General features: G+C 63.2%; 22 protein-coding genes, 1 tRNA gene and 1 pseudogene. 14 read left to right on the forward strand and 10 right to left on the reverse strand.

The features are described from left to right. Positions 1-25: 25 nt before the first annotated feature. Positions 26-754, forward strand: coding sequence for a histidine utilization repressor (gene hutC / locus TEP_RS07180; RefSeq protein ID WP_132824770.1), 729 nt, complete (start codon positions 26-28; stop codon positions 752-754). Positions 755-885: 131 nt separating this feature from the next. Here the strand turns inward: hutC and TEP_RS07185 are convergent, their stop codons facing one another. The 3 genes from TEP_RS07185 to TEP_RS07195 form a co-directional block, all read right to left on the reverse strand. Further along, entirely contained in the window at positions 886-1,902 is a 1,017-nt protein-coding gene (locus TEP_RS07185) for a restriction endonuclease (protein WP_132824771.1), read from the reverse strand. 238 nt (positions 1,903-2,140) lie between these two features. Then, positions 2,141-2,632, reverse strand: coding sequence for a phasin family protein (locus TEP_RS07190; RefSeq protein WP_132824773.1), 492 nt, complete (start codon positions 2,630-2,632; stop codon positions 2,141-2,143). An 81-nt stretch (positions 2,633-2,713) separates the two neighbouring features. Then, entirely contained in the window at positions 2,714-2,989 is a 276-nt protein-coding gene (locus TEP_RS07195; protein WP_025876985.1) for a polyhydroxyalkanoic acid system family protein, read from the reverse strand. A gap of 125 nt (positions 2,990-3,114) precedes the next feature. On the opposite strand from TEP_RS07195, the gene TEP_RS07200 reads away from it, so the two are divergent. The 4 genes from TEP_RS07200 to aroA all read left to right on the forward strand — a co-directional run bounded on the left by TEP_RS07200 (position 3,115) and on the right by aroA (position 7,817). After that, entirely contained in the window at positions 3,115-3,924 is an 810-nt protein-coding gene (locus TEP_RS07200) for an FHA domain-containing protein (RefSeq protein WP_100460401.1), read from the forward strand. Positions 3,925-4,107: 183 nt separating this feature from the next. Beyond that, positions 4,108-5,193, forward strand: coding sequence for a 3-phosphoserine/phosphohydroxythreonine transaminase (gene serC / locus TEP_RS07205; protein ID WP_025878758.1), 1,086 nt, complete (start codon positions 4,108-4,110; stop codon positions 5,191-5,193). A gap of 51 nt (positions 5,194-5,244) precedes the next feature. Further along, the gene (gene pheA / locus TEP_RS07210; protein ID WP_025878757.1) at positions 5,245-6,435 is read left to right on the forward strand and encodes a prephenate dehydratase; all 1,191 of its coding nucleotides are present in this window, start codon (positions 5,245-5,247) and stop codon (positions 6,433-6,435) included. Positions 6,436-6,509: 74 nt separating this feature from the next. After that, on the forward strand, positions 6,510-7,817 hold the full coding sequence (aroA, locus tag TEP_RS07215) for a 3-phosphoshikimate 1-carboxyvinyltransferase (protein ID WP_132824774.1): 1,308 nt from the start codon (positions 6,510-6,512) through the stop codon (positions 7,815-7,817). A 127-nt stretch (positions 7,818-7,944) separates the two neighbouring features. Here aroA and TEP_RS07220 read toward each other — a convergent pair whose 3' ends face one another. Both TEP_RS07220 and TEP_RS07225 read right to left on the reverse strand, forming a co-directional pair. Further along, positions 7,945-8,514 carry an energy transducer TonB gene (locus tag TEP_RS07220; protein ID WP_132824775.1) on the reverse strand — a complete coding sequence of 190 codons (570 nt, stop codon included), beginning with the start codon at positions 8,512-8,514 and terminating at the stop codon, positions 7,945-7,947. 118 nt (positions 8,515-8,632) lie between these two features. Continuing rightward, complete coding sequence (locus TEP_RS07225; RefSeq protein ID WP_025878754.1) at positions 8,633-9,277, reverse strand: energy transducer TonB; 645 nt, start codon at positions 9,275-9,277, stop codon at positions 8,633-8,635. Between the two features lie 113 nt (positions 9,278-9,390). Here TEP_RS07225 and serS point away from each other — a divergent pair, with 113 nt between their 5' ends. Continuing rightward, positions 9,391-10,671 carry a serine--tRNA ligase gene (gene serS, locus TEP_RS07230; protein WP_025878753.1) on the forward strand — a complete coding sequence of 427 codons (1,281 nt, stop codon included), beginning with the start codon at positions 9,391-9,393 and terminating at the stop codon, positions 10,669-10,671. A gap of 165 nt (positions 10,672-10,836) precedes the next feature. Here serS and TEP_RS07235 read toward each other — a convergent pair whose 3' ends face one another. Both TEP_RS07235 and TEP_RS07240 read right to left on the reverse strand, forming a co-directional pair. Continuing rightward, positions 10,837-11,187 carry a ligand-binding protein SH3 gene (locus TEP_RS07235; RefSeq protein WP_132824776.1) on the reverse strand — a complete coding sequence of 117 codons (351 nt, stop codon included), beginning with the start codon at positions 11,185-11,187 and terminating at the stop codon, positions 10,837-10,839. A gap of 130 nt (positions 11,188-11,317) precedes the next feature. Beyond that, positions 11,318-11,905, reverse strand: a complete 588-nt coding sequence (locus TEP_RS07240) for an NAD(P)H-dependent oxidoreductase (RefSeq protein ID WP_059064575.1) — start codon at positions 11,903-11,905, stop codon at positions 11,318-11,320. 122 nt (positions 11,906-12,027) lie between these two features. On the opposite strand from TEP_RS07240, the gene TEP_RS07245 reads away from it, so the two are divergent. The 8 genes from TEP_RS07245 to TEP_RS07280 all read left to right on the forward strand — a co-directional run bounded on the left by TEP_RS07245 (position 12,028) and on the right by TEP_RS07280 (position 22,791). After that, on the forward strand, positions 12,028-13,020 hold the full coding sequence (locus TEP_RS07245) for a LysR family transcriptional regulator (RefSeq protein ID WP_025878750.1): 993 nt from the start codon (positions 12,028-12,030) through the stop codon (positions 13,018-13,020). 85 nt (positions 13,021-13,105) lie between these two features. After that, positions 13,106-13,195 (forward strand) — tRNA-Ser (locus TEP_RS07250). A gap of 84 nt (positions 13,196-13,279) precedes the next feature. Continuing rightward, the gene (locus TEP_RS07255; RefSeq protein WP_165933900.1) at positions 13,280-14,752 is read left to right on the forward strand and encodes a site-specific integrase; all 1,473 of its coding nucleotides are present in this window, start codon (positions 13,280-13,282) and stop codon (positions 14,750-14,752) included. A 53-nt stretch (positions 14,753-14,805) separates the two neighbouring features. Continuing rightward, a complete protein-coding gene (locus tag TEP_RS19745; protein ID WP_165933901.1) occupies positions 14,806-15,042 on the forward strand; it encodes a hypothetical protein in 237 nt (78 codons plus the stop codon). Between the two features lie 397 nt (positions 15,043-15,439). Then, positions 15,440-18,226 carry a DNA methyltransferase gene (locus TEP_RS07265; protein WP_132824778.1) on the forward strand — a complete coding sequence of 929 codons (2,787 nt, stop codon included), beginning with the start codon at positions 15,440-15,442 and terminating at the stop codon, positions 18,224-18,226. Beyond that, on the forward strand, positions 18,223-20,328 hold the full coding sequence (locus TEP_RS07270) for a DEAD/DEAH box helicase (RefSeq protein ID WP_206140194.1): 2,106 nt from the start codon (positions 18,223-18,225) through the stop codon (positions 20,326-20,328). The genes TEP_RS07265 and TEP_RS07270 overlap by 4 nt, the downstream gene beginning before the upstream one ends. Beyond that, complete coding sequence (locus TEP_RS07275) at positions 20,321-21,514, forward strand: GIY-YIG nuclease family protein (RefSeq protein WP_132824779.1); 1,194 nt, start codon at positions 20,321-20,323, stop codon at positions 21,512-21,514. Before TEP_RS07270 ends, TEP_RS07275 begins: the two co-directional genes overlap by 8 nt. Positions 21,515-21,516: 2 nt before the next feature. Continuing rightward, complete coding sequence (locus TEP_RS07280) at positions 21,517-22,791, forward strand: abortive infection family protein (protein ID WP_240790644.1); 1,275 nt, start codon at positions 21,517-21,519, stop codon at positions 22,789-22,791. 93 nt (positions 22,792-22,884) lie between these two features. Here TEP_RS07280 and TEP_RS19750 read toward each other — a convergent pair. The 3 genes and pseudogenes from TEP_RS19750 to TEP_RS07290 all read right to left on the reverse strand — a co-directional run. Further along, positions 22,885-23,073, reverse strand: a pseudogene (locus TEP_RS19750) (integrase); the annotation flags it as partial. Positions 23,074-23,096: 23 nt separating this feature from the next. After that, positions 23,097-23,465 carry an H-NS histone family protein gene (locus tag TEP_RS07285; RefSeq protein WP_132824780.1) on the reverse strand — a complete coding sequence of 123 codons (369 nt, stop codon included), beginning with the start codon at positions 23,463-23,465 and terminating at the stop codon, positions 23,097-23,099. Between the two features lie 81 nt (positions 23,466-23,546). Continuing rightward, positions 23,547-24,938, reverse strand: a complete 1,392-nt coding sequence (locus TEP_RS07290) for a site-specific integrase (protein ID WP_132824781.1) — start codon at positions 24,936-24,938, stop codon at positions 23,547-23,549. Between the last annotated feature and the right edge of the window lie 568 nt (positions 24,939-25,506).

The following is a 25,506-nucleotide window of genomic DNA, read 5'->3' on the forward strand; positions in this document are numbered from 1 at the left end:
CCTCCCACCATCGAGACCCCAGCACGTGAAGGCCAGCAAGTCCGCCACGCTCAACCAGCGCATCCGCAGCGACCTGGAAAGCCGCATCCTCAGCGGACAGTGGGCGCCGGGCTTCCGTATCCCGTACGAGCACGAACTGATGGAGCAGTACGGTTGCTCGCGCATGACGGTGAACAAGGTGCTGACGGCGCTGGCCGAGAGCGGCATGATCGAGCGCCGCCGCCGGGCGGGCTCCTTCGTGGCGAGGCAGCCACCGCACCTGGAGCAGGTGGCGCTGGAGATCCCTGACATCGCGATGGAGGTCGGCTCGCGCGGACATCAGTACGGCTACCGGCTGCTGCAACGCGAACTGCGCCTGGCCGAGGCAGCCAATGCCGGCGAAGTGGAACTGGCCGGCAGCGAGCAGTTGCTGGCGATGCGCTGCCTGCATCTGGCCGATGGCCGCCCGCTGGCGCTGGAGCATCGCTTGATCAGCCCGGTCGGCGTCCCCGAGGTGCTGGAGGTGGATTTCAGCACCACCGCGCCGGGCAGCTGGCTGCTGCAGAATGTGTCGTGGACGCGCGCCCAGCACCGCATCAGCGCTTGGGGCGCCGACGCGCCCACCGCCAGGCTGCTGGAAGTGAAACCCGGTACCGCCTGCCTGGTGATCGAGCGCCTGACCTGGCGCGGCGAACAGCCGATCACCCGCGTGCATCAGATGTTCCTGGGTGACGCCTGGGACCTGGTCGCCCGCTTCGCACCCGGGGCGCGATAGCGGCGAACCCACGCTCGGCTTCTTCCCTGGGCGCTTTCAGCCAAGCGGGAATGAATCGCCGTGAGTAGATCCACGCCATGCGTGGATGTGGTGCCGAGCAGCCGAGCTCGGCACCATCACGCCTCAGTCCGTCAGTACGTCGCGCACTGCCGCCAGCGCACCGGCTCATCCACGCCGGGGCGGGCGTTGAGCTGCACGCGCACGTTGCGCAGGGCGGGGTAGCGCAGCACTTCCTGGCACACGCGCGGCCACACCGTTTCCAGTTCACCGGTGCGGTTGATGGCCAGCGTCTGCCGGGTCAGCCAGACACCGCTGGCGATGCCGGATTGCCCCGCCAGGGCGCGGGCCAGTTCGGCCTGGTAGCGGTCCAGCGTGGCAGCGTCCGGGTTGGGATTGCTGCGCGCATCGTCGGCATTCTGCGGCGCCGCTGCGACGACCACGGGAGCGGGCGCATTCGCGGCGCTGTCCGGCGCGGCGGGCGTCGGCACAGGAGGTGCAGCCGGCGGCGCGACAGGTGCAACGGCCGGTGCGGGGATCGGGTCCGCCTGTTCTTGGCGCAGGCCCTGCAGGCCAAGCCCGACCAGCAGGCCCAGCGTCACTGAAGCCAGTGCGGCGATGGCAATGCGGCGCAGCGCCTCATGGCGGGCGATCGCGCGCACGCGGGTCTCAACATCGACCGGCAGGTAGGGCTGCAGCAGTGGCCACAGGCGCGGACCATCGATGACTTCCACTGCCTGCTTTTCCGCTGCGCCCAGGCCATCGCGTTCAACCCGGCCTTCGGTGATCAGCATGCCGCCCTTGGCGCCTGCCAGTCGCGCGGCAGCACCCAGTTCGTTCACCGCAGCGGTGCCGATGCGATAGGCCAGGCCGTGCTTGCACGACACCCGCCAGGTATTCGGTCCATCGCTGAGCAGGAAATCGCTGCTCGGCTCGCGGCTTTCCTCGCTCGGATCCTGCAGTTCACGCAGGCCCCGCTGCTCGCGCAGCATGCGCTTGATCAGGGCGGAAAACTCGCGCCAGTGCATGCCCGCCAAGGCCTGCAGGCCCAGTTGCATTTCGGTACGTCGACGCTTGAACCACCACAGGTACACGGTGGCCAGGGTGCAGGTGAGCAGGGCCGACAGCAGGGCCAGAATCCAGGGAAGCATGCAGGGCGACGACGGAAGGGGCGAAAACGGAAGCCCACAGTGTAAAGGGCCGACCGGTTGATTGCGTCAGGGTGTTCCCGACAACAACCGTGATGCAGCCCGCAGATCTGCATGCGCCAGACACGAAGAAACCCGCCAATCCTGAAGCCGTGAGGGGAGGGAACAAACGGCAGCCGAAGCGATTGGCGGGTTCTACGCGATTGTCAACGAAAATTTATTGCGTTGCAACAAAGGTGGTTCAGGGCGTGCTGCCCGGCGACTGGTGGCTGCCCGGCGAGGGGGCATCCACGTCGGTGGAGGCACGGCGTTCGAGCTTGGCCAAGCGTGCGGTCAGGGCATCGATGCGGGCTTCCAGCGCGGTCACCTGATCGGCGGTCGGCACGTGCAGTCGCTTGAGTACGCCCTGCACCTGGTCATCGAAGGCCTTGTTGACCTTGTCCCAGGTTCCGGATGCCTTCTCGCGGGCTTCGTCCAGCGAGTGCTCGACGTTGTCGCGCCAGCCCGGTTCCTGCTCGCCGCTGCGTTCACGGCGGCGGGCTTCCCAGGCTTCGCCTTCCTTCACCAGGCCATCGAAGAAACGGCCTCCCTCTGCCTGCGCGCGCCCGAGGGCGCCCAGACCGGCCAGCCAGACCTGCTGTGCCGAATCGCTCAGCTTGCGCGAAAAGCGCTCTGCCTGGTCGCCGAAGCCGGCATCGTCGTCGCGGCGATCGTCATTCTCGTAACGGTTCATTGCATTCCCCGTGGGAGTTGGGCCTATCCCCGAGAGTAGCGCGGCGCGCCGTTGCTGGGCCGTGATGGCCGCAGCGCAGGTTCAGCCCAGCTTTTCCTTCAACACGCGCTGGATCTCGCTTTCGACCATGCCCTTCATTGCCGACAGCAGGAAGCCCAGTTTGGCCGTGACCCGCACCGCGCCCGGCTGCAGTTCGATCGCACCGTCCACGCCACTGCCGGAGAAATTCAGCACGTCGGCGGCCCACGACGACTTCAGGCCGAAGCGTTCGCCCAGCTTGGCGGCAACCTGCTCGATCGCTTCACGTGCCTGGGTGTCGGGCAGGGTGTGGGCGTGGCGGACATCGATGGTGGACATGCAGGCTCCTGGCGCAGGGCGGGGATCAATTGAGAGGGCGAGCATTGTGCGCATCGACGGCGCCCACGCCAAGCGCTCATCGCAGGTTCTTCTTCGTGGGCGGCCAACCTGCTAGTCTGCGCCGCGTGCAGAACCTGCTAGTTCACTTCAGTCAACAACAACAGCCCGACCAGCCGCTGCGGCCCGGGGTGCAGCGCATCGTGCGCCAGGCAAACGGCAGCGTGCGTCTCGGTGATGCCGGCAACGGCGCGCTGCTGCTTGCGCAGTTCTGCATGGACGACCGCGGCCTCTGGCTGCAGGTCGGCAACGGTATCCGTGGCATCCATGTGAATGGTCGCCCGGTGCGGCGCATGGCCCTGCTGAGGGCGGGCGACGCGGTCTACGTCGATGGCGTGGAAATGGTCCTGCAGGGCGAGGTCGACACCCTGCTGCAGGCACCGGCGCCGGCAGCCAGCGTCGAAGGCAGCGGTGACGAGCAGCGCCTGCTGCGCGGTGTGGGCGGCCTGCACCACGGCCGCAGCTACCCGCTGTCGCGCACGCGGGTGATCGGCCGTGGCAGCGATGTCGACATCGAGATCGATGAACCCGCCTTCGCCGAACAGCACGCGCGGGTGGAAGTCCACGGCGAGCGGGTACTGCTGCGCGACCTGGGCAGTGCCGATGGCACCCGGGTCAACGGCGTTGCCGTACGCCACTGCTGGCTGCAGGCCGGCGACCAGGTCGTGTTCGACGGCCAGCACCGGTTCGTGCTGGAAGTGCCGCATGACCCGCGCCGGCGGCCGCCACTGGCCGATGACGAAGGCAGCGACGAAGCCGAACAGGCACCGGTGGTACCGGTCGCTCCGCGTCGGGTGCGGCGCTGGCCGTGGCTGCTGGGCAGTGCGTTGCTGCTGGCAGCCGTGCTCAGCCTGCTGCTCTGGTTCGGCGCGCGCTGAATTAGTTCCGCCGGGCATGGCCCGGCGCTACCACCCGGACCAACCCGCCTGGTAGGTGCCAACCTTGGTTGGCACGATGCCCCGGCCGCAATGGATACGGATGCAACCAAATTTCCCTTGCGCCACAAGGCCGCAAGGCTGGTGCAGTGCGGCATACTAGGGGTCTTGCCCCACAGGTGTGCCATGACGCGCGCGTTCAACTTCAGTGCCGGCCCTGCAACGTTGCCGGAATCGGTCCTGCGCCAGGCGCAGGCGGAAATGCTGGACTGGCACGGTAGCGGTGCCTCCATCGTGGAAATGAGCCATCGCGGTCCGGAGTTCATGTCCGTGGCCGCCGAGGCCGAGGCCGACCTGCGTCGCCTGCTCGACATTCCCGAGGACTATGCGGTGCTGTTCCTGCCCGGTGGCGCCACCACCCAGCAGGCGTTGATCCCGCTCAACTTCGCCAGCCCCGGCCAGCGTGCCGACTACGTGGTCACCGGCCACTGGGGCAAGACCGCAGTCAAGCAGGCCAGCCCCTACGTGGACGTCAACATCGCCGCCAGCAGCGAGGCCGAAGGGTATCGCCAGCTGCCCGAGCGCGCCGGTTGGCAGCTCTCTCCCGATGCCGCGTACGTGCACATCACTGCCAACGAGACCATCCACGGCGTCGAGTTCCGTGATGTGCCCGAGACCGGCAACGTGCCGCTGGTGGCCGACTTCAGTTCATCCATCGCCAGCGAGCCGCTGGATGTGCGCCGCTACGGTGTCATCTATGCCGGTGCGCAGAAGAACCTGGGCCCGGTCGGCATCGCGGTGATGATCATCCGTCGCGACCTGCTGGAGCGTAGTGGCCAGCCACGCGCGGACATCTTCGATTACCGCTCGCACGTCGCCCGCGATTCCATGCTCAACACCCCGCCCACCTGGAACTGGTACCTGGCCGGACTGGTGTTCAAGTGGATGCTGGCCGAGGGTGGCGTGGTCGAGTTCGCCAAGCGCAACGCCGCCAAGGCCGCGCTGGTGTACGGCGCCATCGATGCCTCCGGCGGCTTCTATCGCAACGAGGTCGCCCATTCGGCGCGCTCGCGGATGAACATCCCGTTCTTCCTGCCCAACACCGACCTCGATGCCCGTTTCGTCGCCGATGCCAAGGCCGCCGGCCTGCTGGCGCTGAAGGGTCACAAGGTGGTCGGTGGCATCCGCGCCTCGCTTTACAACGCCATGCCGCTGGCCGGGGCCGAGGCGCTGGTCGCCTTCATGGCCGATTTCCAGCAGCGTCACGGCTGAGCAATGAACGGCGCGCATCGTCGGGTGCGCGCCCCGCAACAAGGAATTCCGATGGCAAGCAAACCCAGCAAGAAGGCGTCGAAGAAGGCCGAGCCGGCCAAGGACAGCGCCACTTCCAAGCCCAAGGGCAAGTCGAAGGCAACCGCGGTGCCGACCCTGGCGCCACTGGCATTGGCCGATGTGCGTTCGAAGATCGACCAGATCGACCGTGACATCCAGAGCCTGATCGCCGAACGCGCACAGTTCGCCCACCAAGTCGGCAAGGCCAAGGGCAAGCTCGCCGCCGCCGTCGACTACTACCGCCCCGAGCGCGAGGCGCAGGTGCTGCGCATGGTGGTGGATCGCAACGAAGGCCCGCTCAGCGATGAGCTGCTGGTGCACGTCTACCGCGAAATCATGTCGGCCTGCCTGGCCCAGCAGGAACCGTTGAAGATCGGCTACCTCGGTCCGGAAGGTACCTTCAGCCAGCAGGCCGTGCTCAAGCATTTCGGCCGCTCGGCGCTGGGCCTGCCGATGGCCAGCATCGAAGAAGTGTTCCAGGAAGTGGAAGCGGGCAACGCCGATTTCGGCGTGGTGCCGGTGGAAAACTCGGGGCAGGGCACCATCCAGATCACCCTGGACATGTTCCTTACCTCCAACCTGAAGATCTGCGGCGAAGTGGAACTGCGCGTGCAGCAGTACCTGATGTCGCGCAGTGGCCGCATAGAGGACATCGAACGCGTCTACGGCCATCCGCAGTCGTTCATGCAGACCTCGGCATGGATGCGCGCCAACCTGCCCAAGGCCGAGAAGATCCCGGTGGCCAGCAACGCCGAAGGTGCGCGCCGTGCGCGCAACGCCGACGATGCCGCGGCCATTGGCGGCGAGAGCGCCGGCCATGTGTACGGCCTGAAGAAGGTCGTCACCAAGCCGATCCAGAACGATGCCGACAACACCACCCGTTTCCTGGTGGTGGGGCGCAACATCTTCCCCACCTCCGGCCATGACCGCACCTCGGTGCTGGTGTTCATCCATGACAAGCCCGGCGCGCTGTTCGATGTGCTCAGCCCGTTCGCGCGCCATGGCATCAGCATGAACCGCATCGAGTCGCGCCCCTCGCATCACGGCAAGTGGGAATACGGCTTCTTCATCGACCTGGCCGGTCACATCGACGATGCGCCGATGCAGGCTGCACTGGCCGAACTGGAAGCGCACTCGGCGCAGATCAAGGTGCTTGGCTCCTATCCGGTAGCCGTGCCCTGATCCCTGATGTGGCGGCTGCGGCCGCCGCCCCTGATGCACCGCCGGCGAGCCGGCGTTTACGGAACCATTCAACGATGAGCAACGCGCAGCACTGGATCGCCCGCAAGGGCCAGCCCCTGCAGGGCAGCCTGACCATTCCCGGCGACAAGTCGGTCTCGCACCGCTCGGTGATGTTCGCCGCACTGGCCGATGGCACCTCGCATATCGAAGGCTTCCTGGAAGGCGAAGACACCCGCGCCACCGCGCGCATCTTCAGCCAGCTGGGCGTGCGCATCGAAACCCCCAGTGCGTCGCAGCGCGTCGTGCACGGCGTCGGCATCGATGGCCTGCAGGCACCCAGCGCACCGCTCGACTGTGGCAATGCCGGCACCGGCATGCGCCTGCTGGCCGGCCTGCTGGCCGGTCAGGCATTTGACAGCACGCTGGTCGGCGACGAATCGCTGTCCGGCCGTCCGATGCGCCGCGTCACCGGTCCGCTGTCGCAGATGGGCGCGAAGATCGACACCGAGGAAGACGGCACGCCGCCGCTGCACGTGCATGGCGGGCAGACGCTGCACGGCATCGACTTTGCCTCGCCGGTGGCCAGTGCGCAGATCAAGTCCGCCGTGCTGATCGCCGGCCTGTACGCGCACGGCGAAACCAGCGTCACTGAGCCGCACCCTACCCGTGACTACACCGAGCGCATGCTGTCCGCGTTCGGCGTGGACATCGCGTTCTCGCCGGGCAAGGCCCGCCTGCGTGGTGGCCAGCGCCTGCGCGCGACCGATATCGTGGTGCCGGCCGACTTCTCTTCGGCCGCGTTTTTCCTGGTGGCGGCCAGCATCATTCCCGGCTCCGAACTGCGCCTGAAGCAGGTCGGCCTCAATCCGCGCCGTACCGGCCTGCTGCACGCGCTGCGCCTGATGGGCGCGGACATCACCGAACAGAACCCGGCAGAGCAGGGTGGCGAACCGGTGGCCGATCTGCTGGTGCGCTATGCGCCGCTGAAGGGTGCGCGCATTCCCGAGGAGCTGGTGCCGGACATGATCGACGAGTTCCCGGCATTGTTCGTGGCCGCTGCTGCCGCCGAAGGCCAGACCGTGGTGACCGGCGCCGCCGAACTGCGGGTGAAGGAATCCGATCGCCTGGCCGCGATGGCGACCGGCCTGCGGGCGCTGGGCATGCAGGTGGACGAAACCGAAGATGGTGCCACCCTGCACGGCGGCGTATCGCTGGGCAGTGGCACCATTGAAAGCCACGGTGATCATCGCATTGCGATGGCCTTCGCCATTGCCGGCCAGATCAGTCATGGTGAAGTGCGCATCAACGACATCGCCAACGTCGCAACGTCCTTCCCGGACTTCGACGGACTGGCTCGCAGCGCTGGCTTCAACCTGACCTGACGTAGTCCCGGCGCTACCCTTCGGCGACTGCCCCGGTAGCGCCGGGCCATGCCCGGCGGAATCCCAACGCGCGCGAAAAAAAACGGAGGCCNNGGCCTCCGTTTTCATTTCAGGCGTCAGCCGGCGATCAACGCTGTTCGGTACGGAAATCCACCGGCACGCGTACCAGGCTGGCAACCGCACGGCCCTGGTGCATGGCCGGCTCGAACTTCCAACCCTGCACGGTGTTCAGCACGGCACGGTCCAGATCGCGGCTGCGCTCACCACTGCGCGACACGATAGCAGCGTCGGTCACGTTGCCACGCGTATCCACGTTCAAGCTGGCAACCACGCTGCCCTGCACGCCACTGCGCAGCGCAGCGGCCGGATAGCTTGGCTTGCTGTTGCTGGCCAGCGGACGCGCCTCACGGTTGCGTACGGCCGGGGCTGCCTTGCGCTCGCTCTGCGCGGGCGCGGCCTGCCGCGCAGCCGGGGCAGGCGTGGTGGCAACCGGGGTTTCCGTGGCCGGCAGCATGCGCTCGCTTACCGGCGCAGGCGCAACGTCGTCATGGCTGGAGAATCGCAGCCAGACCAGTGCCGCGGCGAACATCGCCACGATCAGGGCGAGCCACAGCCAAGGGGAGGTCGAGCGCGGCTCGAGCGCGCGGTCCTGCTGCAGTTGCGGCGAATGAAGGTTCTCGTGGGTGGTAGCAGTCATCGCAAACTCCTCACGTCAGTAACGACGCCCAGAGTGTTGCCCGAGGCGGCGTCGCAGCGTGTCAGCATTGCGTCAACGCAACCTGCAAGGTTCAGCTTTTCTGCGGGGAAGCGTTCAGTTACTGCGGCTTGAAGTCGAACGGCACTTCAATGCTGCCCGGCACCGGCTGGCCATTGCTGACTGCCGGGCTGAAGCGCCAGCGACGCACCGCGTCCGTTGCCGCACGGTCCAACTCGCGCGAACCGCTGCGCTGGATCACCGTCACGTTGTTCGGGTAGCCGGTGGCGTCCACCTCCACCCGCACCACCACGCTGCCCGCTTCACCGCGTCGCAGGGCGGCGGCCGGGTAGGCTGGCGGCGGCGACTGGCCGGCAATCGGCATCGGCTGCGCATTGGCGGTTGCCGGTGCCGCAGTGCCCGGCGCGGCCGGAGCAGGTTCAACCGTGGCCGGTGGCGGGGGCGGGGCGGTTTCCACCAGCTTCGGCGCATCTTCCTCGTCCGGCACCGGGGCCGGCTTGGCGTCAGGCATATCGCTGGAACCGGCCGCCGCGGCCAGTGGTTCGGGCAGCGGTTCCACCTGGGCGGTTTCCTGCGGCGTCTGCGCGGCCGGGTCGGCACGGAAGAATTCCTTGTCGCGTCCGGTCAGCCAGACCAGCACGAACAGCAGGATGCCCACGCCGAAGGCGATGCCGGCGATCTTCAGGGCGTTGCGCGGGATATGCACGGTGAACGACTTGGCAGGCGACGGACGGGGAGCAGACATGGACCAGACCAGTACGGAATGCCTCGATTCTGCCACGGCCGGAATGAACCGGGCGGCAGAATTCCGTATAACAGGCGATAATCCCGTTCCTGTTACCCACCACGACGCCTGCCATGCTTGATCCAGCCCTGCTCCGCCACCAGCCCGCCGACCTCGCCGAACGCCTGCGCACCAGCCGCGGCTTCGAGCTCGACGTGTCTGCCCTGGAGTCACTGGAGGCCGATCGCAAGCGCATCCAGGTGCGTACCCAGGAGCTGCAGAGCCTGCGCAACAGCCGTTCCAAGGCCATCGGCCAGGCCAAGGCCAAGGGCGAGGACGTTTCGGCCATCATGGCCGAGGTTGCCGCGTTCGCCGATGAGCTGAAGGCCTCGGAAGTGGCCCTGGACGAGCTGCGCGAGAAGATCGACACGATCTCCATGGGCATCCCGAACATTCCCGCCGATGACGTGCCGGCCGGCGCCGACGAGAGCGAGAACGTCGAGCAGTCGCGCTGGGGTACCCCGCGCCAGTTCGATTTCAAGGTGCTCGACCACGTCGAACTGGGCGCCCGCAACAAGTGGCTGGACGGCGAGACCGCCGCCAAGCTGTCCGGTTCGCGCTTCACCGTGCTGCGTGGCCCGATCGCCCGCCTGCATCGCGCCCTGGCCCAGTTCATGCTCGACCTGCACAGCGGCGAGCACGAGTACCAGGAAACCAACGTGCCGGTGATCGTCAACGCCGACAGCCTGTACGGCACCGGCCAGCTGCCCAAGTTCGAAGAGGACATGTTCATCACCCAGCTGGGTGAGCAGAAGCGTTACCTCATCTCGACCTCGGAAATCTCGCTGACCAACATCGCCCGCGACGAGATCCTCGACGCCGAGCGCCTGCCGCTGCGCATGACCGCCCATTCGCTGTGCTTCCGTTCCGAAGCCGGCAGCGGTGGCCGCGACGTGCGCGGCATGATCCGCCAGCATCAGTTCGAGAAGGTCGAGCTGGTGTCGATCTGCCGCCCGGAAGACAGCGACGCCGAGCACCAGCGCATGACCCGCTGCGCCGAAGTGGTGCTGGAGAAGCTGGGCCTGCCGTACCGCAAGGTGCTGCTGTGCACCGGCGACATGGGCTTCTCGGCCATCAAGACCTACGACCTGGAAGTCTGGCTGCCTTCGCAGGAGACTTACCGCGAGATTTCCTCGTGCTCGAACTGTGGTGACTTCCAGGCCCGCCGCATGCAGGCCCGCTGGCGCAACCCGGCCACCGGCAAGCCGGAGCTGGCGCACACCCTGAACGGCTCGGGCGTGGCCGTCGGCCGCGCGATGATCGCAGTGATGGAGAACTACCAGAACGCCGACGGCAGCATCACCGTGCCTGAAGCCCTGCGCCCGTACATGGGTGGCATCGAAACCATCGGTTGATCAACCGGTAGCGCCGGGCCATGCCTGGCGGCCTTCTGATGGGTGCCGGCCATGTCGGCACCGCATCCACGCATGGCGTGGATCTACTGCAAAGCCCTAAGCCCCCAGCGCCTGGATGCAGCATCGCGTCAGTAGATCCACGCCATGCGTGGATGACGCAATCCATCAACCTGCTACGCGCAGCTTCTCCAGCGGTACCCAACCGGCCTCGCCACCCTCCGGCACACACCACGCCCACCCATTGAGCGTGCGCACGCCGCGCAGGTGCTGCCCCGGGTCCACATCCAGCTCCCGCGCGCAGTAATCCTCCGTGGCAAACGCGCCACCCTGCGCATCGCGACCGATCACCGGCGCCGGCACGAACCCCGGCTGCTGCCCCTCGGCCTCGCACAGAAACCAGTCCTCCCAACCCTCGGGCCCCTCATAACGAACGCCCACCACCAGCGCCTGCCCACGGTGCAGGGTGATCGGGTGCGGAAATTCGCTGCGGTGCGCAGCCATCACGATGTAGTCCATCGCCCCATGGTGGCAAAAAAAAGCGGCCCCGCAAAAGCAGGACCGCCAGGGTGGGCAGGGATGGGGGAGGGAATCCCGGCCCGCGTTCAGCGCCCAGACGAGGGAGAGAGGCGCCGAACGCTGGAACGCGTCATGCCGCTGCCACTTCCGCCGGCTCATGCGACGGCAGCGCTGCCAGCGCACCGGCAATGGCGTCTTCGCGGTGCTGCGGCGAATAGGCGATGCCCTCGGCACGCACGAACTCGATGTCGTTGATGCCCCAGAAGGCAAACGTCTGGCGCAGGAAGGGCTCCTGGAAGTCCGCCGGCGAATCGGTGTAGATGCCACCACGGCTGCTGACCACGATCACCCGCTTGCCACCGGCCAGGCCCACCGGACCGTTCTCGGTGTACTTGAAGGTGCGCCCGGCCACCGCCACGCGGTCGATCCAGGCCTTCAGGGTGGAGGGCACGCTGAAGTTGTACATCGGCGCACCGATCACCACGATGTCTGCGGCCAGGAACTGCTCGAGCACCTGTTCAGCATCAGCGGCCTCGGCCGGGTCGGTCTTGGCCAGCGACCCGCTGCGCAGATGCGGTACCGGATTGGCGTCAAGATCGCGATAATCAACCTGCAGGCCGTCGATCTGCTGCTTGAACTGGGCCACCACGGCGGCGGTCAGGTGGCGGGAGACGGAGTTGTCGCCAAGCACGCTGGCGTCGATGTGCAGAAGCTTCATGGCAGTACCTATGTTCGGGAGAGGTGGCGGGCTTGCCGCCGACGGAGAGAACGATAGGTTGTTGCATCGACGGGATAAAGGTGGTTGAATGCCACGTATTGTTCTATCAATGGAACTCGGGTATGCATGACCTGAATGATCTGTACTACTTCGCGATGGTGGTCGACCACGGCGGTTTCGCCGCCGCCGAGCGCGCACTGGGCATCCCCAAGTCGCGCCTGAGCCGCCGTATCAGCCAGCTGGAAACCGACCTGGGCGTGCGCCTGCTGCAGCGCTCCACGCGCCGCTTCGCCGTCACCGACGTCGGTACCAGCGTGCACCGCCACGCCCAGACCATGCTGGCCGAGGCGCAGGCCGCGCGCGAGGTGGTGGACCGCCTCAGCGCCGAGCCGCGCGGCCTGGTGCGCGCCAGCGTGCCGGTGTCGCTGGCGCAGATGCAGCTGCCCAAGCTGCTGCCCAAGTTCCTCGAGCAGTACCCGAAGGTGCGCCTGCAGCTGAACATCAGCAACCGCCGCGTGGACATCATCAACGAAGGCTATGACGTGGCCCTGCGCGTGCGCTCGCGGCTGGATGACGATGGCAGCCTGGTGATGCGCAGCTTCGGCCAGGTGCAGGAACTGCTGGTGGCCAGCCCGAAGTACCTGGACCGCGCCGGTCGCCCGAAGGACCCGGAAGAGCTGGCCAACCACGTAACCCTCAGCATCAGCGAAGACGAGGCGCGCCAGCGCTGGGAACTGCACGGACCGGAAGGCGCGGTGCGCCGGGTGGACCTGCAGCCGCGCGTGGCCGGTTTCGACTTCCCGCTGCTGCAGAGCATGGTGAAGGACGGCTTCGGCATCACCATGCTGCCGGAAACCGTCTGCGCCGATGCCGTGCGCAACGGCGAGCTGGAAGTGGTGCTGCCGGACTGGTCGCTGCCCCAGGGCGTGTGCCATGCCGTGTTCGCCTCGCGTCGCGGCCTGCTGCCGGCGGTGCGGGTATTCATCGACTTCCTGGCCGAACACCTGCCGCCGCAGCTGGAGGCCTCGCGCCTGGATTGCGGTGGCGCCTGCGAGAAGGCCAAGGAGCGGATCAAGGCCAGTGCGCTGGGTGCGTTGGCGGTGGACGCGGGCTGAGAGCTGCCTCCGACGGAACAACGGTCTTGGGCAAATCGCCCGGCCGTGCGAGAATGCGTGCCCGGCCAGCAGGCTGGGCCGATACGGAGAGATGGCCGAGCGGTTTAAGGCACCGGTCTTGAAAACCGGCGAAGGGTTAAACCTTCCGTGGGTTCGAATCCCACTCTCTCCGCCAAAAGACCCTAACTCGTTGATTTTCAATTGAAATCATCGATACGGTCGGATTGGAAAGCAGGAAGCATGCAGAGGAAACACTCGCATGCGCATCCCTCATCATTTGAGCCGGTCATCCACCGGCCGCTGGTCGTTCGTCCAGCGCGTTCCTATTGATTTGCAAGCCGTGCTCGATTGCCGGCTGATCAAGCGCACCCTCAAGACCCACGATCTCGCCCAGGCGCACGTGCGTGCAGTCGTGCTTGGAGCGGGCTATGCTCGGCTCTTCGCACAGTTGAAGGATCAACGCGTGGACAAGCTCAGCAAGCAGGAAGCTGATCTGCTCATCGCTCGCCTGACGAGCGCCGAGAACCTCCGTGAACTGACGTTGGACCGCACGCGTCAACCGGATGGGACGGTGACGGAGCGGTGGCAAATCGACAGTCCCAAGGACCTCAAGCTGTATCGGCAGTTGATGGAGCTTGAAGCAACCGCGGGAGGGATCTCTCAATCCCTCGCAGTAACCGTGCCGTCCCTGTTTGGCTCTGCATACGCCGGCAGCCACAAAGGTCTGGCCTCCACGCCTGCCATTGAGACGATGACGCTGGGCAAGGCTCGGGATGCATTCTTGGCGACGCTCAAGGGTTCGACCCTGCCCAAGACCTACACGATCAAGAAGACGGCCATTGAGGCATTGGTGGCCTTCTTGGGGCCGAAGGCAAAGGTTCACGCCATCACCAGGTCCGATCTGGCGCGGTGGTATCAGGACATGCGTGAGAAAGGCGCTTCCACGCCAACGCTCACTAACAAGCAGAGCTACATCGGTGGCAAAGGTGGCTTCTTCGAGTGGGCCATGGCGTCTGGGCACTATCCCCGTGGCGACAATCCGGCCAGCGGCCATGTCAGCTATTCCCAGCGCGAGAAGCGGGCGCGGAAGAAGCTGGGGTTTAAGGCCTACGACAGAGCCCAGATCCAGGCCCTGTTTGCGCCCGAGGCGCTTGCCAAGCTGTCCGAGTCGGCCCGCTGGGCCTCCCTTCTTGGGCTCTATACGGGGGCGAGGGCGTCAGAGGTCGGCCAGTTGCTGGTCAGAGACGTGTTCGAGGAGGACGGCATTCCATGCCTCCGTATCTCCGACGAAGGCGAGCACCAGAAAGTGAAAACCGAGGTCAGCCTTCGCACGGTCCCCCTCCATCCCGAACTGCTCGAAATGGGCTTCCTGAGTTGGGTCGATGGCAAGCGCAAGGCCGGAGAAACGAGGTTGTTCGCCGCGGCCAAGGCAACTGCCGTGAACGGCCAAGGCAACTGGATCACCAAGGCTTTCAGTCGGCATCTGGCCGAGGTGGGGAAGGGTTGGGAGCCGGCAAAGCGTGGATTTCACTCACTCCGGAAAACATTCATCCAAGAGTTGCAGGGGGCCGGAGTGGTTTCAGAGCTAAGAGCTCAGATCGTGGGCCATGAAATTGACGACGAGCACCATTCGACCTACAGCCGCGCTTTCACTGTCCGGGAAAAGCTTCAGGGCATCAGCGTTCATTCGCCTGGATTAAGTGCAATCGCTAGCCTTGGGGGCCGGCAGTAAACTTGCCATATAAGTCTTGAGTTGCAGGCAAAATCACCATGCGGAGGCTGGTCTTGAGTGCTGTTTCTTTCTGGAGTGAGTTCTTAAGGCTGATGACGAGCGGGGGCGCTACTGGCAGTAGGTGCTCGCGCAAAGAAGTAATAGATCTTCAGTTCGAATTGAATAAGCTAAAGAAGCGCGTTGCAACGCTCGAGCGAGCCCCTAATATCGACTGGGGCTTGCCATTGGGCACCCATTTGGCTGGGATCGAGCAGACCACCAGCTTCGACCGCCAAGCCATTGTTGAATGAGGTCGCCTCACTGGCCGGGCCATCGAAGCGGGCACGGTGGCCAAGACGGCGACCGAGACCACAGGTGGGTTACGACGGGGGGCTCTACCTGGAGCAGCCGCGACCCGGCCAGACGGTGGACGTGGAAGGGGTCTGCAAGGCCCAGCTGCCTGCGGACCTTGGGGCTGCGCAAACGGTGGCCGAGGTGGCTTGCCGCTGATGGGGAGAGCCTTTGGAAACAAAGGCTTGCTATGTCGCAGGTGCTGCGGAAGTGGCCCTCTACCATGGGGCTGAACGATACTTGGGACCTGTCTTTTGAGAGTTGCCGGATGTCATTGCTTCAACGCCACGTGGACTGCTCCCATCCTCCCTTCCGCCGCGCCTGTCACGGCGGGGCTTCGTCGTGGATCTTGGCCGTATGAACGCGGTGGAAATCGAAGAGGCCATCTACGAGCTGGCCCAGGCTCCCTTTGATTCTGCAGAATTCCCCTTCCAGTTCTTGGCGGCGTTTGGCAACAACGAGGTCACCCTCAAGCGCCTGAGAAAAGTCGGGTCCGGCGGGACGAATCTTTCCGATGTTCCAGGGGCCATTCTTCAACGCAACCACATCCACTTGGCAGTGTGCGAACGAGGAAAGGTGCGTGAGACGTTCGAAGCGTTGAAGGCCAGCGCCAAGAACTCGACGTATCGGATCAAGCTCGTCCTTGCCACCGACGGTGAATCCCTTGAGGCGGAGTATCTGGCCACAGGGGAGCCTTTGGCATGCCCCTATGCCGAGCTGGCCGAGCACTTTGGCTATTTCCTGCCCTTCGCTGGCATCACCACCGTTCAGGAGATCAAGGAAAACCCGATCGATGTCCGGGCGACGGGCCGTCTGAACAAGCTTTACGTGGAGCTGCTGACCCACAACCCGGACTGGGACACCGACGAGCGGCGATCGGACATGAATCACTTCATGGCCCGACTGATCTTCTGCTTCTTCGCCGAGGACACGGACATTTTCCACGGCGATAGCTTGTTCACGCGCACCGTGGACCGGATGTCGGCTCCTGACGGATCGAACACAGACGCCGTGCTCGGAACGCTGTTCACGGCGATGAACTTGAAATCCGATGATCGTCCCAGCACGGGCCTTCATGGTTGGGCGCTGGCATTTCCCTATGTCAATGGCGGGTTGTTCTCAGGCAGCACAGAAGTTCCGCGGTTCACCCGGGCTGCACGCTCGTATCTGCTCCGGATCGGTGAACTGAACTGGCGCCAGATCAACCCAGACATCTTTGGGTCCATGATTCAGGCGGTGGCCGACAAGGAGGAGCGCGGATCGTTGGGCATGCACTACACCAGCGTGCCGAACATTCTGAAGGTGCTGAACCCGCTCTTCTTGGATGACCTGAGATCACATCTGGAATCCGCGGAGGACAACAAGGCCAAGCTGCTCAACCTGCGCAAGCGGATGGCGCACATCCGTGTGTTCGATCCGGCGTGCGGGTCCGGCAATTTCCTGGTTATCGCCTACAAGGAAATGCGCAAGATTGAGGCGGAGATCAACCGGCGGCGTGGCGAGGAGGACCGGAAGTCCGAGATCCCGATCAACAATTTCCGTGGCATTGAACTCAACGACTTCCCCGCCGAGATTGCCCGGCTGGCGCTCATCATTGCCGAGTTTCAGTGCGACGTGCTTTACCGCGGGCAGCAGCAGGCGTTGGCTACCGTCCTTCCGCTCGACAGCAAGAACTGGATCACCTGCGGCAACGCCTTGCGCATCGATTGGCTCTCCGTTTGCCCGCCGACAGGAACCGAGGTCAGCCTCCAGGGCGACGACCTGTTTACTGCTCCCGCCGATCAGTCCGAAATTGACTTCGAAAACGAGGGGGGAGAGACCTACATTTGCGGAAACCCTCCCTACAAAGGGGGGACTGAGCAGGACGATCAACAGAAGGCGGACATGGAGGCGCTGTTCGGGAATGTCACCGACAGCTTCAAGTCCTTGGATTACGTTTCGGGCTGGTTCTACAAGTTTGCCCGCTACGCCCGTGCCACCCAGGCTTCTTGTGCTTTCGTAAGCACGAGCTCCATCACTCAAGGCGAGCAGGTCGCCCGCCTCTGGCCACTGTTGCTTGCAGAGGGCTTGCGGATCCGTTTCGCCTATACCCCATTCAAGTGGCGAAACCTGGCTGCGAAGAATGCAGGTGTGACAGTCATCATCATCGGCTTGAGCGAAAGGGACACAAGCAACCCCTTGCTCTTCCAGTCGGACGACAACGACACTATCACCAAGCGCGAGGTGGCGAACATCAATGCTTACCTCATACCATTTCGAGACATCTACGTTCCCGCTCTTTCCAAACCGTTGTGCCCCATTGGTGAAATCATCAATGGCAGCAAGCCAGCGGACGGCGGCCATTTGTTGATGAAGGCAGATGGCGCGAGGGCTTTGGTCCAGGCAGAGCCAGAGACCGCGCGTTACGTGCGTCAATTCCTCGGTGCAAACGACACCATTCAAGGCAACTTGCGCTATTGCCTTTGGATCACGCCTGAAGAGGCGGAGCAAGCCATGGCCCTGGCTCCCATCAAGGCCCGCACCGATCAAGTGGTGGAGATGCGTAAGAAGAGCGGCAAGGCGCTCACCAAGGCAGGAGCCGCTACTCCCTATGCTTTCCAGCAGGTGCGCCAGACGGGCGAGGAGACGGTCATTTTGGTTCCGCGGCATTCTTCGGAAACCCGCCCTTATTTGCCTGTAAGCCTGTTCCCACGTGGGGCCATCGTCGCCGATGGGGCATTTGCCATGCTCGATGCGGAGCTGTGGTCCTTTGCCTTGCTCGCATCCAAGATGCATCTGGTGTGGGTCGCAGCGGTCTGTGGTCGCATCAAGACGGACTACCGGTATTCCAGCACGCTGGGTTGGAACACTTTCCCCGTGCCGGTATTGACGGAGCAGAACAGGTCCGACTTAGAGGCCTGCGCGAAAGACATCTTGCTGGCGCGGGAGGCGTGTTACCCCGCCACGCTTGCGGACCTCTACGAACCAGATGACATGCCGGACGACCTCCGGCAGGCCCACGAGCGCAACGACGAGGTGCTGGAGCGGATCTACATCGGTCGCCGGTTCCGTAACGACACGGAGCGCCTCGAAAAACTGTTCGATCTTTACACCAAGTTGACGGCCACGCCGGCCAAGCCCAAGAAGGGGGGAAGGGCGAAATGACCATGGAAACCAATCCGACCAATCGGCACACCGTGCCATCCGTATCCATCACGGCCGCTCGCACCGGGGAGTCGAACAAGGTCAACGCGCTGGGCATGCGGCCCATGCAGGAGCGAGCCTACGCCAAGCGGGGCGAGCAGTTTCTGCTCATCAAGTCGCCTCCGGCATCGGGTAAGTCGCGAGCCCTGATGTTCATTGCGTTGGACAAGCTGGAGAACCAAGGGCTCAAGCAGGCCCTCATCGTGGTGCCCGAACGCTCGATCGGGGGCAGCTTTGCCGACGAAGAGCTGAGCAAGCATGGGTTCTGGAGCGATTGGGTGGTTCGCCCTCAGTGGAACTTGTGCAACGCACCGGGTGAAGACAATGGGAAGGTCGCCAAGTCCAAGATCAAGGCCGTGGGCGAGTTTCTGTCCAGCGATGACCGGGTGCTGGTGTGCACGCATGCCACCTTCCGCTTCGCGGTGGACGAGTTTGGAATCGAGGCTTTCGACAACCGTTTGATCGCCATCGATGAGTTCCATCACGTCAGCAGCAACCCGGATAACAAGCTGGGCAGTCAGCTGGGTCAGCTCATCGCGCATGGACAGGTCCACGTGGTGGCGATGACCGGTTCCTACTTCCGTGGAGACACCGTGGCTGTGCTCTCGCCCTCGGACGAGGCACGCTTTGAAACGGTGACCTACACCTACTACGAGCAGCTCAACGGCTACACCTACCTCAAGTCCCTGGACATCGGCTATTTCTTCTACACCGGCCGCTACCTGGACGCGATCATGAAGGTGCTGGATCCTGGCCTGAAAACCATCGTCCACATCCCCAACGTCAATGCCCGGGAGAGCCTCAAGGACAAGCACCGCGAGGTCGAGGAAATCATGTCCCGCTTGGGCACCTGGAAGGGATTGGACCCGGCCACGGGGTTCCATCAGGTCGAGCTGGCCGACGGACGCGTGCTCAAGGTTGCCGACCTGGTGGACGACACCGACGCTGCACAGCGCACCAAGGTCCTGTCGGCGCTGAAGGATCCGGCGCACAAAGACGACCGAGACCACGTTGACATCATCATTGCCTTGGGCATGGCCAAGGAAGGGTTCGACTGGATCTGGTGCGAACACGCGCTGACCATCGGCTACCGCAGCAGTTTGACCGAAATCGTTCAGATCATCGGCCGCGCCACCCGCGATGCACCCGGCAAGGAGCGTTCCCGCTTCACCAACCTCATCGCCGAACCCGCTGCCGACGAGGCCGCGGTCGTGGACGCCGTCAACGACACCCTGAAGGCCATCGCGGCCAGCTTGCTCATGGAGCAGGTCCTGGCCCCGCGGTTCGAGTTCACGCCCAAGAACGCCGGCAAGATGGACGGCTTTGACTACGGCGAGGACGGCTACCAAGAGGGCGGTCACAACGTGGGCGTTAATCCGACCACGGGCCAAGTTCACGTGGAGATTGGGGGGCTGGCCATGCCGACCTCGCCCGAAGCGGCGCGCATCTGCCGGGAGGATTTGAACGAGGTGATCACCACCTTCATTCAAGACAAGACGGCGGTGGAGCGTGGGCTGTTCGACAAGGAAAACACCCTGCCCGAAGACCTGACCCAGGTTCAGCTCGGCAAGATCGTGCGTGATCGATACCCGGACCTGACCGCAGAAGATCAGGAGGCCATCCGTCAGCACGCCATCGCTGCGCTCAACGTGACCCAACAGGCCAAGCAGCGGCTGGCAGAAGACGATGCCCAAGGGGAGCAGGGCAACACCTCGCTCATCGACGGGGTTCGAAAGTTCGTCAACGTGCGGGATTTGAACATTGACCTCATCGACCGGATCAACCCGTTCGATGCCGCCTACGCGGTGTTGGCCAAGGCCATGGATGAGAAGATTCTCCGTCAGGTCCAGGCCAGCATTTCAGCCAAACGCGTGGCCATTCCTTACGACGAGGCCAAGGCGTTGGCCCTGCGAGCCCGCGCGTTCAAGGCAGAAAAGCAGCGAGCCCCCGACATCAACTCGCCAGACCCGTGGGAGCGCAAAATGGCCGAAGGCGTGGTGGCCTTGGCCAAGCACGTCCAGCAACGCAAGGCGGCCGAGGCCCGAGGTGGCGATCATGGCTGATTGGGACGAAGACGAGGCCTTGTTGGCCGAGTTGGGGCAGGACCTGGCCCCGATCAACGCCGCTGCGCGAACGCCCCAGGAAGAACGGCTGATCGCTGGTTTCGAAGAAATCCTCCGGTTCGTGGATGAGCATGGGCGTGCTCCGCAGCATGGAGAGGAGCGCGACATCTTTGAACGCCTGTTCGCCGTGCGCCTGGACCGTCTGCGGTCGCTTGCCGATGCACATCCGTTGCTCATGCCCTTGGATGCGCACGGATTGCTCCAAGAAGCACCTACCCTTGCTGTCACCGGACAAGGTGATTCGGTGGACGATGACGTCCTGCTGGCCGACTTGGGTGTGAGCGAAGGAGGAACCGAGGACGACATCACCCAGTTGCGTCACGTTCGGTCCTATGAAGAGCGCAAGGCCTTGGAAGACATCGCCAGCCGCACGCCTTGCGCAGACTTTGAACGCTTTGCGCCGCTCTTTGAACGCGTGGAGGGCGATCTCAAATCGGGGCTCCGAAAGACCTTGCGGTTTGGCCGCGACGCCAGCGTGGAGAAGGGCAACTTCTTCATTCTCGGCGGGCAGATGGCTTACGTCGCCGAGGTGGGCGAGCCGGTGCGCACGCCAAATGGGGAATCCAACGCCAGGCTGCGGGTGATCTATTCCAACGGCACCGAGAGCGATTTGCTCGAGCGCTCCTTGCAGCGGGCACTCTACAAGGACGACACCGGCCGACGCATCACCGACGACGATTACGGTCCCCTGTTTGGGGATGCTTTGGAAACGGACGACGTGGTGAACGGCACCATCTATGTGCTGCGGAGCCTTTCCCGCAATTCATACGTCCAGGAGAATCAGCAGCTGATCCACAAGATCGGCGTTACCGGGGGTAAGGTCGAGACCAGGATTGCTAACGCGGAGAGGGAGTCGACCTACATGTTGGCAAAGGTGGAGGTCATCGCCACCTACAAGCTCGCCAACGTTAATCCCATTCGCCTTGAGAACATCTTTCATCGCATCTTCCAGTCTGCGCGTCTTGAGCTAACCCTCCGAGATCGGATGGGAGTTCCTGTGAAGCCGCGGGAGTGGTTCTTGGTTCCTCTTCCGGTGATTGACGAGGCGGTCAAGCGCATCCAAGACGGGAGCATCACCGACTACGTCTACGACCCTGCCCAGGCCATGCTGGTTCGCCGGAGCTGATCGTGCTGACGAGCCCTCTCGATGATCAGGTGTTGGAGCGGTGCTTGGGCGCCGCTTACATGCTGCTCCAAGAGAGCGGGCACACCGACGCGGCTGATCTTCTTCGCACCTCCACCGCATCGATCCAGCACGATACCTCTGACAACTGGAACGGGGGCACGAATTACTGGAACGTCCTGCTGGAAGTGCCGGCGCCGGAGTTTGCGCGCTTGCGACCCAAGCTCAAGGACGTTTGCGAACAGATCACCGAGGCATTGACGGAAGCCATTCCCCCGAATGGCCACGACTTCTTCGCCGCCCGGTTGTTTCCCATCGTGGGCCAGAACGAAGACTGGCGCTCCTCCTCTCCAGTTGTCATTCCCCGTGCCGTTCGTCGGAACATCTTTGATGGGCTCCGACTGGAGCAGGTGAACGTGTTCGGCGCGTTGGACGACACCGAGTTCCTGAGCCGCATCTACGAGCTGCGGCGGTTGCCATCCACCGATTCGCGCTACAAGGACGCCGCGGGGGACATCCACCAGCACCGGGTCAATAATTTTGACTGGGACGATTACTGGATCTTCGACGACGACCGATTTCCGTTACTGGATGGTCCGGCCGATACCTTCCTACGGTTCCTGGCGGAAATGGTCCACCCGGTGGTGAGGCCTGACCGCCAGGAGGCCGCTACCATCGTTGAGCACCTCAACGACCAATTGCGGCAAGCGGGTTGGCATTTGGTCGAAGTCGAGCGGATCGCAGGAAGGGCCCGGTATGAACCCCGCCCGTTGACCTCCAACGATCACCGATCTTTTGAGAGGGGAAGGTCTGCCGCTGATTCCTTGGACGCGGGCGCCATCGCCAAGCAGATACAGCGCATGGAATACGCGGTCGAGAAAGATCCCGAGCTGGCCATCGGCAGCGCGAAGGAGCTGGTGGAATCGTGCTGCAAGACCATCCTGGGCAAGATGGGGGTGGAGATAGGCAAGAGCGATGACATGAACGACTTGGCCAAAAAGCTGGCCAAGAGCTTGGACCTGGTGCCTGAAGGGATCGATGACCAAGCCAAGGGGGCCGAGTGCATCAAGCGCATCCTGAGCAACCTGAACCAAATCGCCGGTAACTTGGCCAACCTTCGCCGCCTCTACGGCACCGGCCATGGCAAGGACGGCAAGCACCGTGGTCTTCAACCCCGTCACGCCCGCTTGGCTGTAGCATCTGCGGTGGCATTCGTTGATTTTGTCACCGAAACTTATCGTGATCGCCACGCCAAGGATGAGAAGCACTCCACAGAGTAACGATTGACCTGATGAATGAATGGACCCCTCTCCGAATCGGGCTTCGGTCGCACACCTTCGATCAAGTAGTCTCGCGCATACTGAGGTGAAAGCTCACGGATAGAGCCTTGCTGAATCGTCCAGCCGCTCGGCGAACTGCCCACGCTGGTAGCGCGGCAGCTTCACTTTGGGCCGATACAACTCCAGAGCGCTAATCTGCTTGCTGCGCATCACTTCCGGCTTCTTGTGGAGGTAGTGCTTGCGCAATACCTGGACCCTGTCCCGGTGAACAGTGCTATGGCCCGGTTCATGACCCTTATTGTTGGCTAGATCAGAAAATCGGTGGGTGACTTGCCAGCTTGGACGAGCGCTGCCATCCACTTGGGCTGTCTACCACGCCCAGTCCAAGTCTCATTCGGATTGGCCGGGTTGCGATACTTCGGAGCCACCTTGCCCAGTTTGCGGGCCGAAGGGCTGTTCCGGACGTTTGTCTTCTTGGACTTGCTGGGCGCAGCCGCATTAGGAACTCCGTAGAGTTCCTCGATTGTGTAGCCATGATCCTTGACGTATTTGTTGATCTTGGCACGCATGGCAGCAGCCTTCGGGCGTGTCAGAATCTTGGTCTGCTGCTTCTCTGCGCTGCTGATCAAAGAGCGCAGCTCCTTGACCGACAATCCCGTCAAATCGATAGGCATTAGAGAGTTCCTCAAAATGGACAGCCGTTAGCCTAGTGTGGAACGAGCTTGATTGCCACACGCGCGCTGCCCGGGTGGCCATTATGGATAGAACTTGCTGGGGTCGGACAGCTGCTCCGCAAACTGGCCCCGCTGATACTTTGGCAGTTCAACGCTAGGCTGGTAACGCTTGATGGTGCGAATCTTCTTCTTTTGGGCCAGCGCCGGTTTTTTGTGGAAGTAGGCCTCGTGCAAGACGGCGACACGCTTGTTGGGTGAGTGCCCGGTGATCAATGCGATGACCTCTTCCGGGATGTCCTGGTGATGAAGTTCTGTGGCGATGGTGTGGCGGAATGCATGGAACCCAACGCCTTTCCTGAAGCCAAGACGCTTCATGTAGGTGCTGAACTGGTTGAGTGCCGCTTGGCTGTAGCGAGCATTTGAGTCGCCCGTTTTGCGGTTGACGCCCGCCGAGAGGTGAGGGAAAAGCCGGGGATGGCCGCTCTCCCGAATGTCCTCCACGAAGTCCAGGAAGCCCGCGTCGATGAGCTGCTGTGCGATGGGCACGTCCCGGATGGCGGACCTGCCTTTCAAGCGTTGTCGGCTTCTGCCTCGGTTCTTATGCGCTAGGTCTGGATCAATCGTGACTCGAATGCGGAGCCACCACATGCCCGCCTCCTGAACGATGTCCGCAACCTTCAATTGCGCGACTTCGTTGATTCGTGCCCCCGTGTAGAGGCCGATCATGGGCATCCACCATCGATGGGGATGGCTCTTCGCCCACGGAACAAAGGTTTCCGGTGCGAAGATTTTCTGCAGGTCTGACTCGTCGAACAGGCGCTCCGCCTTGTCTGCATCTTCGGCCAAGTCTTCCTTGAACTTCTTGAAGGGAGCCATGGGGGACGCTGGGATCGCGTTGGCCTCGACCAGGCCTTTGAAAAAGGTGGAAAGGAAGCGGCGATGCTTCTCAAGCGTCTTGGGCGCCAGCGGAGGAACGGCCAGTTCTTTGCCCAGCGCGACTGCCTGGTCATACGTGTAGCCGCGATACTTCGGGTCTGAGAGAAGCAATGGCGGAGCCCACCGCAGCAACTCCCATAGGCGATAGATATGGGCATGGTCAATGCGGGAGACGGGGATGTCCCCACACGCCATTTTGAGCAAGGTGAGCGTGCGGAAGGTCGAGCCGGTCGTGTCCTTCGCCAAGCCTCGATCATCGCGGGACCTAACGTAATCCGCAATCTCCACTGAAAGAAGACGAGGGGCGGATGCGACAGGCAGCGGGACAGGGTATTGGGTGCAGCCATTGGCCCGGCGGCTGCGACGTTGGCGGTCGTCGGCCCGGTCCAGCATTTCTTGAGCGTGGATGGCAGCCTCTCGGCCGGTGATGTTCAATTCCTCGATGCGAAGATTGCCTACCTGGATGCCTCTGAGCTGGAGAGTGCCCATGGGGTGGAGCAGGTATTGGTGGAGGTGTTCTAAAGCGGGGGAGGGCATTGCTTGGCTTCCATCGGAACGATGGAAGTACCAATAGAACAGGTCCCAAAATGGTCAATACAAAATCGGGATCAATCTGAACGCCGTAAGTGTTGCGCAACGCCACGACCAACTCAAGGAAGTGTCATATTTGTACCGGGCTTGGTTTCGTTGTCATGATTAGCAAAAACAATGAGTTACGGATCGGTAGCTCCAAAATCTCCGCAGTCATTTTGGTACTTTTTAATTCATTTAAGCTAACCAGTTGCATTTCGCTAAATGAACCGTAGTTAAACGATGCCTTTTTATTGTTAGTTTGGTTGTGAGCTTTTCAAGTGCTCGGCCTGCCACAACATGGTGTTGAGGAGAGACGGCATGGCGTAGAACGAGCAGACGGGCTCGAAAGCAGCGAAGCCATCTAGTGAAGTTTTGCGTGAGGGTCGAACTGGAAGCAAGTCGAAGACGGCGGCGGGCTCCGCCCTCAACCAAGCCCTCGACAAAGGCAAGAAAGGCAAGAAGGGCAAGAAGTGAGTTCTAGGGAAGCAAGCGTCGCAGGGTGCTGGCTTCCTACCAACTATAGCCCCTACGC

Source organism: Stenotrophomonas sp. TEPEL (genome assembly GCF_004348785.1).
Classification (GTDB): domain Bacteria; phylum Pseudomonadota; class Gammaproteobacteria; order Xanthomonadales; family Xanthomonadaceae; genus Stenotrophomonas; species Stenotrophomonas indicatrix.